Raw genomic sequence first — 15543 nt, 5'->3', positions numbered from 1 at the left:
ATCCCGCACCTCAGGGATGCAGGATCACCTTGCCCATCGCTTTGCGGCCGGCAAGCACCTTGAGCGCTTCGGCGGTTTCTGCCAGCGGAAAGGTGCGGTCGACATGCGAGGAAATCTTGCCTTCCGCCGTCCACTTCACGAGCTTTTCCAGGTTGGCGCGGTTCTTCTCGGGATTGACCCTGGTCCAGGCACCCCAGAACACGCCGCGGATATCGCAACCCTTGAGCAGCGCGAGGTTGAGCGGCATCTTCGGAATGTCGCCCGCCGCGAAGCCGATCACCAGGAAGCGGCCTTCCCAGGCGATCGAGCGCAAGGCGGCTTCGGCGTAAGTGCCGCCGACCGGATCGAAGATGATATCGACGCCCTTGCCCCCGGTGAGTCGACGCAAGCCCTCTTTCAAATCTTCCTTGCTGTAATTCAGCGTCAGCTCGGCGCCGTGCGCCTTGGCAAATTCCAGCTTCTCGTCCGACGACGCGCAGGCGATCACCTTCAGACCCATCAGCTTGCCGAGCTCGCAGGCCGCAAGGCCGGTGCCGCCGGCAGCGCCCAGCACGGCAAGCGTCTCGCCTGGCTTCGGGCTGGCGCGATCTTCCAGGGCGTGCAGCGCCGTGCCGTAGATGATGATGATCCCGGCGGCGCGGTCAAAATCCAGATTGTCGGGGATCTTCACGATCGAGCTTGCCGGCAGCGCGATCTTTTCGCGCGCGCCGTTGTGGCCGCAGGATGCCACCACGCGGTCGCCGACCTTCAGGTCGGTCACGCCGGCGCCGACGCTTTCGATCACGCCGGCGACTTCGGCGGCCGGCGAAAACGGGAACGGCGGCTTGATCTGGTACTTGCCCTGGATCATCAGAATGTCGAAGAAATTCAGCGCCGCGGCCTTGATCGCGATCACGGCCTGTCCCGGTTCGGCCACCGGATCGGGCAGGTCGGCCAGCACGAGATCGTCCGGTTGGCAATATTGCGAGCAGAGAATGGCTTTCATGGACACACCTGATTTTCGGACCGACGATGAGCTGACTGCTTCATGCCGGATTTGAAGCCGGGCTACAATCCGATTCAGACCGATTCGGACGCATGACTGCGCGGGTGAAGGGGATTCAAACGATGTTTGAAAACAACCTGTTGGCCGGCAAACGGATATTGGTCACCGGTGGCGGCTCGGGGCTGGGAGCGGCGATGGGACGCCGCTTCGTCGAGCTCGGCGCAGAGCTCGTCATTTGCGGCCGACGGCTCGAAGTGCTGGAGGCGACTGCCGCGCAGATGCGCGGTGAACTCGGCGGCAAGGTCACTGCAGTCCGATGCGATATCCGCGACGGCGCGGCCGTCGATCTGATGATGGACCAGATCTGGCGGGAGGCGCCGGTCGATGTGCTGGTCAACAATGCTGCCGCGACCTTCATCGCGCAGACCGAACATCTTTCGTTCCGCGCGGCGGATGCGATCCTGGCGCCGACGCTGCACGGTACGATGTACTGCACCCTCGCCGCGGGCAGGCGCTGGATCGAAAGCAAGCACGAGGGCGTGGTGCTGAGCATACTCTCGACCTCGACGATTACCGGCCGCGCTTTCACGGTACCTTCGGCGATGGCGAAATCCGCCGTGCTCGCGATGACCAAAAGCCTTGCGGTGGAATGGGGACCGAAGGGTGTGCGCACGGTTGCGATCGCGCCCGGTGCGTTTCCGACGCCCGGCGCGTCGGGTCAGCTCCGTCCCGAGGGCCGCGATGAAAGCTGGGCGCAACGCAATCCGCTTGGCCGTGCCGGCGAGCATGGCGAACTTGCGAATCTCGCGAGCTTTCTGATTTCCGACCAGGCCGGTTACATCAATGGCGAGATGGTGGTGCAGGATGGCGGCGCGCATTTGCGCAGTTCCGGCGCCGAGGATTTGCTGCAATGGACCGATGCGCAGTGGCAAAAGCAGCGCGAGCGCCGTTCCAGGGACTGAAGTCGAAACCCGCGCCCTGAATTCGAGCGGACCTGGGACGAAGCGTCGCCACGGCGGTGAGTAACACCGTAACTGCCTTCCCAAAAAAGCATTTCCCGGCTATCCATCCCCGGCGGCGCGATGCGCCCGCGGGCCATCTTCCAGTCACAATAATGAGGGAACCAGTTGTCCGTGTTGCGAATACTGGCATTTCTGGTTGCGATAGCGGCGTTGTGCGGGACGACAGCCCTCGCGCAAACACCGAGCCCTGCTGCGAAGGGCGCCAAGGACTCAGGCAAGGCGGCACCTGCACCAGCGGCAAAGAAGTCGGAACCGGGAGCGGCTGCTGCCGCGGGCGGCGCGGAACCTACCTTGATCGGTCAGTACGGGACCTGGGGCGCCTACACCGCGACGCCGAATGGCAAGAAGGTTTGCTTCGCGTTGGCGAAGCCGTCGTCGTCGAAGACCAACCCGCCGAACCGTCCGCGCGATCCCGCCTACGCTTTCGTCTCGACGCGTCCGGCTGAAAAAGTCGTCAACGAAGTTTCGATCATGATCGGCTACGCGCTGAAGCCGGGCTCGGAATCCTCGCTCGAGGTCGGCGGCGCGTCCTATGCGATGTATACCCAGGGCGATGGACTCTGGATCAAGAACGCCGCGGAGGAAGAACAAATGGTCGCGGCCATGCGCAAGTCTGCCGAGGTCACCATCAAGGGCGTCTCTGCCAAGGGCACCGAGACCACGGACGTCTTCTCGCTCAAGGGGCTGTCCCAGGCGCTCGACCGGCTGGCGCAGGATTGCAAGCGCTAGACGGCATTTAAGCCTAGAATCACGTTGTTTATGGGCCGTGGAAGGCCTATTTGAGGGAGTTCGCAGGGTGGGCAAAGGCGCGGAGGCGCCGTGCCCACCATTAACGTTTGTGGTGGGCACAGCGGAGTTTATCATCGGGCGCGCGTTCGCGCGGCCCGGTGGCTTTGCCCACCCTACGTATCCGCTTCAACCTCGTGTGAATTAATGACGCTTTCATCTTCCGTGGTGCCGCTGGAGAAGGTTCCACTCGAAACCTATGTGCCGCCGGCAAAACCCTCGCTGATCGGCCTGTCGCGCGCCGAGATCGCCGACCGGCTCGGCGAGATCGGCGTTGCGCCAGCGCAGCGCAAGATGCGCACGCAACAGCTCTGGCACTGGATGTACTTTCGCGGCGCCAAATCCTTTGCGGAGATGACCAGCGTCTCCAAGGACATGCGCGCGCAGCTCGAGCAGCATTTTACCGTCGATCGTCCGGAAGTGGTGGCCGAGCAGGTGTCCAACGACGGCACCCGCAAATGGCTGTTGCGCCTGCCGAGCGGCGATGCGTTCCAGAAGGCACATGAAGTCGAGTGCGTCTACATCCCCGAAACCGATCGCGGCACGCTCTGCGTTTCCTCGCAGGTCGGCTGTACGCTGAATTGCTCGTTCTGCCATACCGGCACGCAACGGCTGGTGCGCAACCTCACCGCGGGCGAAATCGTCGGCCAGATCATGGTGGCACGCGACCGCCTCAACGACTGGGCCGATCGCGACACGCCGACCGGCAGTCGCCTTGTCACCAATATCGTCATGATGGGCATGGGCGAGCCGCTCTATAATTTCGACGCGGTGCGCGATGCGCTGCTGATCACAGCCGATAATGAAGGCATCGGCATTTCCCGCCGGCGCATCACGCTGTCGACCTCGGGTGTGGTGCCCAACATCATCCGCACCGGTGAAGAGATCGGCGTCATGCTCGCGATCTCGCTGCATGCGGTTCGCGACGAATTGCGCAACGAACTGGTGCCGCTGAACCGAAAATATCCGATTGCCGAATTGCTGCAGGCCTGCCGCGATTACCCGGGCTCGTCGAATGCGCGGCGCATCACCTTCGAATATGTGATGCTGAAGGGCGTCAACGATTCCCTCGACGACGCCAAGCTGCTGGTCAAGCTGCTCAAGGGCATTCCGGCCAAGATCAACCTGATCCCGTTCAACCCGTGGCCGGGCTCGCGCTACGAGTGCTCGGACTGGGAGCAGATCGAAAAATTCTCCGAATACATCTTCAACGCCGGCTATTCCTCGCCGGTCCGCACGCCGCGCGGCCGCGACATCCTCGCCGCCTGCGGCCAATTGAAGTCGGAGACCGAAAAACTGTCAGCGCGCGAGCGCCAGGCGCTCCGCGCCATGGCGATGACGGATTGATATGATGGGCGAGCCGTCACTCAGGCCGTCATTGCGAGCGAAGCGAAGCAATCCATCCCTCGGCTTGCTGAGGGATGGATTGCTTAGTCGCTTCGCCCCTCGCAATGACGGCGTGTGAACCATGTCCCTAATCGGCCGCCTCTTCGTCATCCTGTTCGCCTTCCTCGCCGCCTGCTTCGTGGCAGGGATGATCGTGGTGGGCGCGGTGTTGTATCCGGAGTTCAGCGACCTCGACAGCGGCATGATCGATCAAAGCGCGATTAATGTCGTGCTCGGCTTTGGATTCATCTTCCTGTCCGGCTTTGCGCTGCTGCCGGCGCTGGTGGTGGTGCTCATCACCGAAGCGTTCTACATCCGCAGCGTGCTGGCTTACGCGGTCGGCGGCGCGATCGTCGGCGCGGCCTGCTATCTCGGCCTCGTTCCCTTCGACCCCGAGACGCTGAAATTTGATGGTATCGTGCGCCGTCATCTCGAAATCATGACCGGTGCAGGCATCGTCGCCGGCCTCGTCTACTGGATGATTGCGGGCCGCACCGCCGGGGCCTGGCGCGAACCATCGCCCCCGATAAAGCCTCCGCCGCCCTTGCCGTCGCAGTCACGGCCATTCTCTTGATGCTTCTCCCACAAGAGGAGAAGGGAAGCGCGCTTGTGCCTTTTCTTCCCCAATCGCCTCGGCTAAACCCCGCGCCATGAACCGTACCGGACTTGTTATCGCGTTGGGCTTGTCGCTCGTCATCGGACTGCTGTTTGGAATCTTTCCCGAACTCGATCTGAAGCTGGCGGCATTGTTCTACGATCCCGCAAGCGCCTCGTTTCCATCCAAACAGAACGGGCTTTACGCTTTCGCGCGTGATGCCGCGATGTGGATCGCGTGGGCGCTGGCGCTGCCCGCCCTGATCGCCATCGTCGCGAAGCTGCTGCGGCCGGATCGGCCGATGCTGGTTCCGGGACGCGCGGCGGTGTTTCTCCTGGCCACCATCCTGCTCTCCGCGGTCGTGCTGACCAATCTGACCTTCAAGAGCCATTGGGGACGGCCAAGGCCAGTGGTGGTGACGGAGTTCAAAGGCCCTTGGGAATTCGTGCCGTGGTGGGACCCGCGCGGGGCTTGCGGGCGTAATTGCTCGTTCTTCTCGGGCGAGGGCGCCACCGCATTCTGGACCTACGCGCCCGCGGCGTTGACGCCGCCGGCGTGGCGGCCGCTGGCCTATACGGCGGCGACCCTGTTCGGTATCGCGACCAGCGTGCTACGGATGGCGTTCGGCGGGCATTTCTTCACCGATGTCGCAGCCGCCGGCCTCGTCAGCTTTTTCGTGATCTGGCTGGCCTATGCCTGGATTTACCGCTGGCCGTCGACGAGGCTCACCGATGCGCAAATCGAAGCCGCGCTGGCGCGCTGGGGCTGGCCCGGCTACCGCCTGTGGCAGCGCTGGCGCGGGCGCGAGGCGGGGTAGTTCGCCCCCAGCCGCCAAGCGCCATTAAACGCGTGCCCACTGCTGCGAAATTTGATATTCGCGGCCCTCAAGCTGCCAGAGCTTCGGTTCTGATTGAATCAGTACCGAAGCTCTAAATTCTTGTTTTGACGCGTTTTCTTCACGCGAACCGGTATCCACTTCGCTCGAAAACGCTATAACGACACCCGCCATTTCGACCGATTGGAAGCTCGATGAGTACGATCCTGAAAAGCCTGCCCAAGGGGGAAAAAGTCGGCATCGCTTTCTCGGGCGGTCTCGACACCAGCGCGGCGCTGCTCTGGATGAAGCAAAAAGGCGCGCGCGTTTTTGCCTATACCGCCAACCTCGGCCAGCCTGACGAGGCCGACTACGACGAGATTCCGCGTAAAGCGCTCGAGTTCGGCGGGGAGAAAGCCCGGCTCGTGGATTGCCGTACCCAACTGGTCCACGAAGGGATTGCCGCGATCCAGTCCGGCGCCTTCCACGTCTCTACCGGCGGCATCGCATACTTCAACACCACGCCGCTCGGGCGCGCGGTGACCGGCACGATGCTGGTCTCGGCCATGAAGGAGGACGGCGTCAACATCTGGGGCGATGGCTCCACCTTCAAGGGCAACGATATCGAGCGGTTCTATCGCTACGGCCTGCTCACCAATCCGAACTTGCAGATCTACAAGCCCTGGCTTGACCAGCAGTTCATCGACGAGCTGGGCGGGCGCGCGGAAATGTCGGCGTTCATGACCGCCAACGGATTCGCCTACAAGATGAGCGCCGAAAAGGCGTACTCGACCGACAGCAATATCCTCGGCGCCACCCATGAGGCCAAGGATCTCGAGCGTCTCGACAGCGGCATCAAGATCGTCAACCCGATTATGGGCGTGCCGTTCTGGCGCGACGACTGCGCCGTCAAGGCCGAACAGGTCGCCGTGCGTTTTGAGGAGGGCCAGCCCGTCGCGCTGAATGGCCAGACATTTACCGATTCGGTTGCCTTGTTCCTCGAGGCCAACGCCATCGGCGGCCGGCATGGCCTTGGCATGAGCGACCAGATCGAGAACCGGATCATCGAGGCCAAGAGCCGCGGCATCTATGAAGCGCCCGCCATGGCGCTGCTGCACATCGCTTACGAACGCCTGGTCACGGGCATCCACAACGAAGACACCATCGAGCAGTACCGGATCGGCGGCATGCGCCTTGGCCGACTGCTGTACCAGGGACGGTGGTTCGATTCCCAGGCCCTCATGCTGCGCGAAACTGCCCATTGGGTGGCGCGCGCGGTCACCGGTGAGGTGACGCTCGAGCTGCGCCGTGGCAATGACTACTCGATCCTGAACACCGAGAGCCCGAACCTGACCTATCAGCCGGAGCGGCTGAGCATGGAGAAGGTCGAGGACGCCGCGTTCTCGCCGGCGGACCGCATCGGCCAGCTCACCATGCGCAACCTCGACATCGCCGATACCCGCACCAAGCTGAAGCTTTATTCGGATACGGGGTTGCTGGCGGGAAGCGAAGGCCCGGAGATATTCAAGCTCGAGAGCGACAAGGGCTGAACCGCGCAGGCGTTGTAACGGGAACGTCATTCGGGTCCGATAAGATACAGGTAGGCCCATGCCTAAGGCTCGGCGGCCGTTGGCTGCCGCTTGGCGCGACCTAATCCGACTCCGATCCGGTGCACGCTCATGATCAAACGCTTCATCAAACTCTTCGCTGCCGCCCTCGTTGTCCTGTCTGCGGGATCCTCGGCGGTTGCCCAGACCATCTACCCGATCGACCGCGCGTCGATTCTCGCCGGCGCACGCTTCGATTTCAAAGTCGAGTTCCCGGATCGCGTCGATCCCTCGAAGCTGAAAGTGACCGTGAACGGCGACGACCATGCCGCTGTGTTCAGCCAGTCCGGAACATTCGTCGAGCGCGAGGACGGCAAGGACCAGTCGGCATTGATGCTTCGCGGCGTCACCCTGACCAGGCCGGGCAATGTCACGGTCGAAGTCAGCGATGGCACGCGAAGCCGCACGGTGGCGTGGACAGTCTACGATACCGGTCCGCGCAAGGCGAAGAACGTCGTCCTGTTCATTGGTGACGGGCTGTCACCCGCGCACCGCGTCGCCGCCCGTCTGCTCTCCAAGGGCATCGCGGAAGGCAAGAGCCTCGGCAAGCTTGCGATCGACGACATGCCGCATATGGCGCTGGTGGCGACCGCAGGCTCGGATTCCATCATCACCGATTCAGCGAACGCTGCGAGCGCCTATGCCACCGGCCACAAGGCCGCGGTCAATGCCATGGGCGTCTATGCGGACCGTACTGCAAGCCCGTTCGATGATCCAAGGGTCGAGACCATTGCGAGCCTGGCGAAGCGGCGGCACGGCATGGGTATCGGCATTGTCACCAATACCGAAGTCGAGGATGCGACGCCGGCGGCGATGGTGGCGCACACCCGCCGTCGCGCCGCCTATGACCAGATCGTCGAGCAATTATTCGCCGCCAGGCCCGATGTGCTGATGGGCGGCGGAGCTGCGAATTTCCTGCCGCAAGGAGCGCCGGGGTCCAGGCGCAAGGACAACGTCGATTACCTCGCCCGATTCCGCGATGCCGGCTATTCGATTGCGGCGACGGCGGGCGAACTCAATGCGCTTGCGGCCAAGCCCGACACGCGCCAGTTACTCGGCCTGTTCGCCACGGGAAATATGGACGGCGCGCTGGATCGCAAGTTTCTCAAAGGCGGCGGCGTGGCGAGATTCCCGGAACAGCCGGATCTAACCGAGCAGATGCAGGCCGCGCTGAACATCCTGTCCAGGAACGATGCGGGCTTCTTCCTGATGGTCGAATCCGGCATGATCGACAAATACGCGCATGCGCTGGATATGGAGCGCGCGGTCTATGACACGATCATGCTGGATAACGCGGTCGCCCTGGCGCGCAAATGGGCGCTGGCGCGCGGCGACGACACCCTGATCCTTGTGCTCGCCGACCACAATCATCCCAACAGCCTTGTCGGCACCATCAATGACGATATGAGCACGACGCCCAACGTGCCTTTGCGCGAGCGCGTCGGTACCTACGACAAAGCCGGATTTCCTAATTATCCGGCTCCCGATGCCGATGGCTATCCGCCGCGCGTGGACGTCAGCCGACGGCTGGCGCTCTTCTCCGCGAGCCTTCCGGACCACTACGAAACCTTCCGCCCCAAGCTCGACAATCCGAACGAACCAAGCGTCAAGGGCGATGCGCCGGGCACGTTCAAGATCAACGAGAAATACAAGGACGTGCCGGGGGCGGTGCTGCGCTTTGGCAACCTGCCGGCGATGATGGGCGCCAGCGTGCATTCGGGAGAGGATGTCATCCTGACGGGGACTGGACCGGGCAGCGAACGCATCAGCGGCTCGATGGACAACACCGACGTATTCCGCATCATGGCGGACGCGCTCGGCCTTGCAGCCGCGGGACAATAGTTTCGCGTGCGAAGTCCTCGCGTCAGGAGAGCGGCGGTGCAAACATCAGTTTGATGCAGCTTCGAAAGATCATGATCTGCCGTTCGAGACGGCCGGGATCGTTCAGCGTCTTGGACATGATGATGGCGCCGTCGACGATGCAGGACAGCATGTCGGCGACATCGTCGAGGTCGACCGGCTCTCTCGGAGGATGGACCGCCGCGATGCCGTCGAGGATCGTGCGGAAGCGCGCGTTCCAGTCCCGCACGGATTGCGCGGTGAGATCGCGTATCTCACGGTCGAACAGCCGTTCCTGATAGCAGATGCTGGCGATCAGGCAGCCGGGATGTCCGTTCGGCAGATCGGCCATCGTTTCCGCAAGCAGCTTCAGTGAAATCAGGAACGCCTGCAGCGGATCGTCCGATAGCTGTTGGCCGCGCCCGAAAATTTCGTCGAACAGGCGATCGTTGGTTGCGACATATCGCCGGACCATTTCGCGGGCGAGCGCGTTCTTGTCCTTGAAGTGGTAGAAAAAGCCGCTCTTGGTGAGGCCGGCCTCGGCGATCACTTCCTCGATCGAGGTCGCGCCGAATCCTTTGGCGAGCACGGCCGCCTCCGCGATCTCGAGAATTCTCTCGCGGGTGGCTTCGCCCTTGCCCTTCGGGGTCTCCAAAACTGTACTCATGGTACGGTTTCTCCACGGCCGGCAGCGCAGGAGCTTTGCGCCCCGCCGGCAACCATTTGATTTCGTATCATTTTGCAGCTCAAGGTTCATCCGCACCACGAGCCGCCTAGGCGGCCGCGACACTATGAGGCACCAACATCGTCGGACCTGGCCGATGCGCGAGAGACGTATCGAAGTCCTCTAATTCGCGGAGATGGTGAAATGGCCAAATACCGACACGCCCTGCCGCAGCGCCGCGGTGGCGTTTTTCTCACCGATGGCGGCATGGAAACCACGCTGATCTTCCACGAAGGCGTGGAGCTGCCGCACTTCGCCGCCTTTGTGCTGCTGGATAGCGCCGAAGGGCGGGAGAAGTTGAAGCAGTATTATGCCGCCTATCTCGCGGTCGCGCGCGACCATGGCACGGGTTTCGTGCTCGACAGCCCGACATGGCGTGCCAATCCGGATTGGGGCATCAAGCTCGGCTATGACGCGTCCGCGCTCGCTGGGATCAATGTCCGTTCGATTGCATTGCTCGAGGAGCTGCGCACCGGCTGGGAGCGGCCAGGCGCACCCTGCGTCATCAGCGGCGCCATCGGCCCGCGCGGCGACGGCTACAAGGCAGGCAACATGCAGGCTGACGAAGCCGAGGCTTATCATCGGGCGCAGATTGCGGCCTTCGTCGAAGGCGGCGCCGACATGGTCACCGCCTATACGCTTACCAGCATCAATGAAGCGATCGGCATCGCGCGCGCGGCGCGGTCGCAAGGGATTCCGGCGGCCATCTCGTTCACTGTGGAGACCAACGGCCGCCTGGTGAAAGGAGAAACGTTGCGTGAGGCGATCGAGACCGTGGATCGCGAGACCGACGGTGCGCCCGAATACTTCCTGATCAACTGTGCGCACCCAACCCATTTCGAAGACGCGTTGAAGGTGGGCGAAGCCTGGACCGAACGTATCCATGGCATCAGGGCCAACGCCTCGACAAAGAGCCATGCCGAACTCGACGAATCCGAAACGCTCGATGCGGGCGATCCGGCCGATCTCGGGCGGCGGTATGTTGCGCTCAGGAGCGCGTTTCCCACGATGCGCATCCTTGGCGGCTGCTGCGGCACCGATCACCGGCACGCCGCCGCCATTTGCGAGGCGTGCGTGCCACCGCGGGCCCTCAGCGCGTGATGCAACAAAAATGGCCGGGATTGTTCCCGGCCATTTTCATTTTGATTGACCGCCAGCTCAGCGCGGCGGCGCGGTGCCGGGCGGGGGCGGCGGCAGCGAGGCCTGTCCGCCGTTGAGCAGCGGCGTGATGTTGCGGATGGTGACGCGCCGGTTGATCGGGCTCGGCCCGTCGACCTGCTCCTTCAGGTACTGCTCGCCATAGCCCTGCGAGGTCAGGTTTTCCGCCGGCACGTTGAACTGCTGCGTCAGCAAGGTGGCCGCCGATTCGGCGCGGCGGTCCGACAGCGACAGATTGTCGACGTCGTTTCCGACCGCGTCGGTGTGGCCCTCGATCAGGAACACTGCGCGCGGATTCTGCTGGATCGCGCGGTTGAGGCCGTCGGCGATCGCCTGCAGCTTCTCCGCCTGATCGGGCGGGATTTCCCACGATCCGGTTTCGAAGTTGATGGTGTTGACGTCGATGCTCGGCATCCGCTGCCGCACCGTGGGGCTGTAGCGGATTTCGTCCAGCGAATAACGCCGTTCGATCCGCTCCACCGGTGGTGCAATCATGGTGTCGTAGATCAATTCCGGCGACGCTTCCTCCGCGTCGACGATGTAACGGTTGTAGGGAATGCGGACCACCGGCGGCGCGAGGGCGACAAAGAATCCGCCGCCCCCACGCGGATCGCGGTAGCTGTTGTCGATGATGATGATCTCGCGACCGCGCTCGTCGCGGCGGATACGGCGCAGCAACTGGCCGTCGCGGCCCATCACGGTGATGACCTGGGTGCCATCCGGTCTGATGACGACGGTACGGGTCTCGCCGCCGACAGTCTGGGTCTGGATGTCGCGCGCGCCGTAACGGAAGCGCTCGACCTCGTTGTGACGAACATATGCCTGCCCGCCGGGATCGCGAACGATGATCCGGCCGGGTTCGGTGATAACCGTGCGACCGCCTTCCTGAACTTCGCGACGCTGGCCGCGGAAGTCGTCGAGGCGCTGCGGCCCTGTGGCCCGAGTGCCCGGGGCGATCACCCTGAGCCCCTCTTGGGTCGGAGGAGGCGCCGGCAATGGCGCCGTGATCTGAGGCGCGCGCTGGAAGGCCGGCGCGACCGTTGGCGGCGCGTTCTGGACCCGGCCTGCCGGCGGCGTGGCGGCCGGCGCACCGGGCACGGCGGTTGGCGCCGCGGGAGCGGTCGTGGTGCCCGGAGCCGCCGGAGTGCCAGCAGCCGGGGGTGCCGTCGGCGCGGGTGTCGCGGCCGGCGCCGTTGCAGCGGGGGCGCCGGGAGCCGGCAGGCCGGGGCGGCCCGTCGGTGGCGTTGGCGCCGGCGTTGGCGCACCCGCCGCGGCCGGAGGCGGTGTGCCGGGACGTCCCTGCGGTGTCGTTGGCGCGGTCGTCGGAGCGCCCGCAGCCGGTGGTGTCGTCGGAGTACCCGCGGCTGGTGGCGCCGCCGGCGACGCCACCAGCCGCGGGTACTCCGACGACACCACCGGCTGCGGGCGCTCCGACGACCGCGCCAACGACACCGCAGGGACGTCCCGGCACACCGCCTCCGGCCGCGGCGGGTGCGCCAACGCCGGCGCCAACGCCACCGACGGGCCGCCCCGGCCTGCCGGCTCCCGGCGCCCCCGCTGCAACGGCGCCGGCCGCGACACCCGCGCCGACGGCACCCCCGGCTGCTGGCACTCCGGCGGCTCCGGGCACCACGACCGCTCCCGCGGCGCCAACCGCCGTGCCCGGTGCGCCGGCCGCCACGCCGCCGGCAGGCCGGGTCCAGAACGCGCCGCCAACGGTCGCGCCGGCCTTCCAGCGCGCGCCTCAGATCACGGCGCCATTGCCGGCGCCTCCTCCGACCCAAGAGGGGCTCAGGGTGATCGCCCCGGGCACTCGGGCCACAGGGCCGCAGCGCCTCGACGACTTCCGCGGCCAGCGTCGCGAAGTTCAGGAAGGCGGTCGCACGGTTATCACCGAACCCGGCCGGATCATCGTTCGCGATCCCGGCGGGCAGGCATATGTTCGTCACAACGAGGTCGAGCGCTTCCGTTACGGCGCGCGCGACATCCAGACCCAGACTGTCGGCGGCGAGACCCGTACCGTCGTCATCAGACCGGATGGCACCCAGGTCATCACCGTGATGGGCCGCGACGGCCAGTTGCTGCGCCGTATCCGCCGCGACGAGCGCGGTCGCGAGATCATCATCATCGACAACAGCTACCGCGATCCGCGTGGGGGCGGCGGATTCTTTGTCGCCCTCGCGCCGCCGGTGGTCCGCATTCCCTACAACCGTTACATCGTCGACGCGGAGGAAGCGTCGCCGGAATTGATCTACGACACCATGATTGCACCACCGGTGGAGCGGATCGAACGGCGTTATTCGCTGGACGAAATCCGCTACAGCCCCACGGTGCGGCAGCGGATGCCGAGCATCGACGTCAACACCATCAACTTCGAAACCGGATCGTGGGAAATCCCGCCCGATCAGGCGGAGAAGCTGCAGGCGATCGCCGACGGCCTCAACCGCGCGATCCAGCAGAATCCGCGCGCAGTGTTCCTGATCGAGGGCCACACCGACGCGGTCGGAAACGACGTCGACAATCTGTCGCTGTCGGACCGCCGCGCCGAATCGGCGGCCACCTTGCTGACGCAGCAGTTCAACGTGCCGGCGGAAAACCTGACCTCGCAGGGCTATGGCGAGCAGTACCTGAAGGAGCAGGTCGACGGGCCGAGCCCGATCAACCGGCGCGTCACCATCCGCAACATCACGCCGCTGCTCAACGGCGGACAGGCCTCGCTGCCGCCGCCCCCGCCCGGCACCGCGCCGCCGCGCTGAGCTGGCGGTCAATCAAAATGAAAATGGCCGGGAACAATCCCGGCCATTTTTGTTGCATCACGCGCTGAGGGCCCGCGGTGGCACGCACGCCTCGCAAATGGCGGCGGCGTGCCGGTGATCGGTGCCGCAGCAGCCGCCAAGGATGCGCATCGTGGGAAACGCGCTCCTGAGCGCAACATACCGCCGCCCGAGATCGGCCGGATCGCCCGCATCGAGCGTTTCGGATTCGTCGAGTTCGGCATGGCTCTTTGTCGAGGCGTTGGCCCTGATGCCATGGATACGTTCGGTCCAGGCTTCGCCCACCTTCAACGCGTCTTCGAAATGGGTTGGGTGCGCACAGTTGATCAGGAAGTATTCGGGCGCACCGTCGGTCTCGCGATCCACGGTCTCGATCGCCTCACGCAACGTTTCTCCTTTCACCAGGCGGCCGTTGGTCTCCACAGTGAACGAGATGGCCGCCGGAATCCCTTGCGACCGCGCCGCGCGCGCGATGCCGATCGCTTCATTGATGCTGGTAAGCGTATAGGCGGTGACCATGTCGGCGCCGCCTTCGACGAAGGCCGCAATCTGCGCCCGATGATAAGCCTCGGCTTCGTCAGCCTGCATGTTGCCTGCCTTGTAGCCGTCGCCGCGCGGGCCGATGGCGCCGCTGATGACGCAGGGTGCGCCTGGCCGCTCCCAGCCGGTGCGCAGCTCCTCGAGCAATGCAATCGAACGGACATTGATCCCAGCGAGCGCGGACGCGTCATAGCCGAGCTTGATGCCCCAATCCGGATTGGCACGCCATGTCGGGCTGTCGAGCACGAAACCCGTGCCATGGTCGCGCGCGACCGCGAGATAGGCGGCATAATACTGCTTCAACTTCTCCCGCCCTTCGGCGCTATCCAGCAGCACAAAGGCGGCGAAGTGCGGCAGCTCCACGCCTTCGTGGAAGATCAGCGTGGTTTCCATGCCGCCATCGGTGAGAAAAACGCCACCGCGGCGCTGCGGCAGGGCGTGTCGGTATTTGGCCATTTCACCATCTCCGCGAATTAGAGGACTTCGATACGTCTCTCGCGCATCGGCCAGGTCCGACGATGTTGGTGCCTCATAGTGTCGCGGCCGCCTAGGCGGCTCGTGGTGCGGATGAACCTTGAGCTGCAAAATGATACGAAATCAAATGGTTGCCGGCGGGGCGCAAAGCTCCTGCGCTGCCGGCCGTGGAGAAACCGTACCATGAGTACAGTTTTGGAGACCCCGAAGGGCAAGGGCGAAGCCACCCGCGAGAGAATTCTCGAGATCGCGGAGGCGGCCGTGCTCGCCAAAGGATTCGGCGCGACCTCGATCGAGGAAGTGATCGCCGAGGCCGGCCTCACCAAGAGCGGCTTTTTCTACCACTTCAAGGACAAGAACGCGCTCGCCCGCGAAATGGTCCGGCGATATGTCGCAACCAACGATCGCCTGTTCGACGAAATTTTCGGGCGCGGCCAACAGCTATCGGACGATCCGCTGCAGGCGTTCCTGATTTCACTGAAGCTGCTTGCGGAAACGATGGCCGATCTGCCGAACGGACATCCCGGCTGCCTGATCGCCAGCATCTGCTATCAGGAACGGCTGTTCGACCGTGAGATACGCGATCTCACCGCGCAATCCGTGCGGGACTGGAACGCGCGCTTCCGCACGATCCTCGACGGCATCGCGGCGGTCCATCCTCCGAGAGAGCCGGTCGACCTCGACGATGTCGCCGACATGCTGTCCTGCATCGTCGACGGCGCCATCATCATGTCCAAGACGCTGAACGATCCCGGCCGTCTCGAACGGCAGATCATGATCTTTCGAAGCTGCATCAAACTGATGTTTGCACCGCCGCTCTCCTGACGCGAGGACTTCGC

At 64.2% G+C, this 15543-nt stretch carries 14 protein-coding genes; 10 read left to right on the top strand and 4 right to left on the bottom strand.

All coding sequences use genetic code 11. The features are described from left to right. Window positions 1-10: 10 nt before the first annotated feature. A complete protein-coding gene (locus CQ13_RS09630; protein WP_057842729.1) occupies window positions 11-985 on the bottom strand; it encodes an NADPH:quinone oxidoreductase family protein in 975 nt (324 codons plus the stop codon). A gap of 122 nt (window positions 986-1107) precedes the next feature. Here CQ13_RS09630 and CQ13_RS09635 point away from each other — a divergent pair, with 122 nt between their 5' ends. The 7 genes from CQ13_RS09635 (at window position 1108) to CQ13_RS09665 (ending at window position 9037) form a co-directional block, all read left to right on the top strand. After that, window positions 1108-1947: an SDR family oxidoreductase gene (locus tag CQ13_RS09635; protein WP_057842746.1), complete on the top strand. Its 840-nt coding sequence runs from the start codon at window positions 1108-1110 to the stop codon at window positions 1945-1947. Window positions 1948-2130: 183 nt separating this feature from the next. Beyond that, complete coding sequence (locus CQ13_RS09640; protein ID WP_430649673.1) at window positions 2131-2736, top strand: invasion associated locus B family protein; 606 nt, start codon at window positions 2131-2133, stop codon at window positions 2734-2736. A 204-nt stretch (window positions 2737-2940) separates the two neighbouring features. Beyond that, window positions 2941-4140: a dual-specificity RNA methyltransferase RlmN gene (gene rlmN / locus CQ13_RS09645; RefSeq protein WP_057842731.1), complete on the top strand. Its 1200-nt coding sequence runs from the start codon at window positions 2941-2943 to the stop codon at window positions 4138-4140. A 121-nt stretch (window positions 4141-4261) separates the two neighbouring features. Beyond that, window positions 4262-4753, top strand: coding sequence for a hypothetical protein (locus CQ13_RS09650; protein ID WP_057842732.1), 492 nt, complete (start codon window positions 4262-4264; stop codon window positions 4751-4753). A gap of 76 nt (window positions 4754-4829) precedes the next feature. Next, window positions 4830-5591 carry a phosphatase PAP2 family protein gene (locus CQ13_RS09655; protein ID WP_057842733.1) on the top strand — a complete coding sequence of 254 codons (762 nt, stop codon included), beginning with the start codon at window positions 4830-4832 and terminating at the stop codon, window positions 5589-5591. A 212-nt stretch (window positions 5592-5803) separates the two neighbouring features. Continuing rightward, window positions 5804-7138, top strand: coding sequence for an argininosuccinate synthase (gene argG, locus CQ13_RS09660; protein WP_057842734.1), 1335 nt, complete (start codon window positions 5804-5806; stop codon window positions 7136-7138). Between the two features lie 129 nt (window positions 7139-7267). Further along, window positions 7268-9037, top strand: coding sequence for an alkaline phosphatase (locus CQ13_RS09665; RefSeq protein ID WP_057842735.1), 1770 nt, complete (start codon window positions 7268-7270; stop codon window positions 9035-9037). 22 nt (window positions 9038-9059) lie between these two features. On the opposite strand, the gene CQ13_RS09670 is transcribed toward CQ13_RS09665, so the two are convergent. Continuing rightward, complete coding sequence (locus CQ13_RS09670; RefSeq protein ID WP_057842736.1) at window positions 9060-9701, bottom strand: TetR/AcrR family transcriptional regulator; 642 nt, start codon at window positions 9699-9701, stop codon at window positions 9060-9062. A gap of 201 nt (window positions 9702-9902) precedes the next feature. On the opposite strand from CQ13_RS09670, the gene CQ13_RS09675 reads away from it, so the two are divergent. Beyond that, on the top strand, window positions 9903-10859 hold the full coding sequence (locus CQ13_RS09675; RefSeq protein WP_057842737.1) for a homocysteine S-methyltransferase family protein: 957 nt from the start codon (window positions 9903-9905) through the stop codon (window positions 10857-10859). Between the two features lie 57 nt (window positions 10860-10916). On the opposite strand, the gene CQ13_RS44330 is transcribed toward CQ13_RS09675, so the two are convergent. Next, window positions 10917-12014, bottom strand: a complete 1098-nt coding sequence (locus CQ13_RS44330) for an OmpA family protein (protein WP_156433606.1) — start codon at window positions 12012-12014, stop codon at window positions 10917-10919. A 140-nt stretch (window positions 12015-12154) separates the two neighbouring features. Between CQ13_RS44330 and CQ13_RS44325 the strand changes: the two genes are divergently transcribed. Beyond that, window positions 12155-13672, top strand: a complete 1518-nt coding sequence (locus tag CQ13_RS44325) for an OmpA family protein (protein ID WP_245309115.1) — start codon at window positions 12155-12157, stop codon at window positions 13670-13672. Window positions 13673-13729: 57 nt separating this feature from the next. Here the strand turns inward: CQ13_RS44325 and CQ13_RS09690 are convergent, their stop codons facing one another. Then, window positions 13730-14686, bottom strand: coding sequence for a homocysteine S-methyltransferase family protein (locus CQ13_RS09690; RefSeq protein WP_057842737.1), 957 nt, complete (start codon window positions 14684-14686; stop codon window positions 13730-13732). 201 nt (window positions 14687-14887) lie between these two features. Here CQ13_RS09690 and CQ13_RS09695 point away from each other — a divergent pair, with 201 nt between their 5' ends. Beyond that, window positions 14888-15529, top strand: a complete 642-nt coding sequence (locus CQ13_RS09695; protein WP_057842736.1) for a TetR/AcrR family transcriptional regulator — start codon at window positions 14888-14890, stop codon at window positions 15527-15529. Window positions 15530-15543 lie beyond the last annotated feature (14 nt).

This window comes from Bradyrhizobium retamae, assembly GCF_001440415.1.
Taxonomy (GTDB): domain Bacteria; phylum Pseudomonadota; class Alphaproteobacteria; order Rhizobiales; family Xanthobacteraceae; genus Bradyrhizobium; species Bradyrhizobium retamae.
This window is presented reverse-complemented; position numbering and strand designations above follow the sequence as displayed.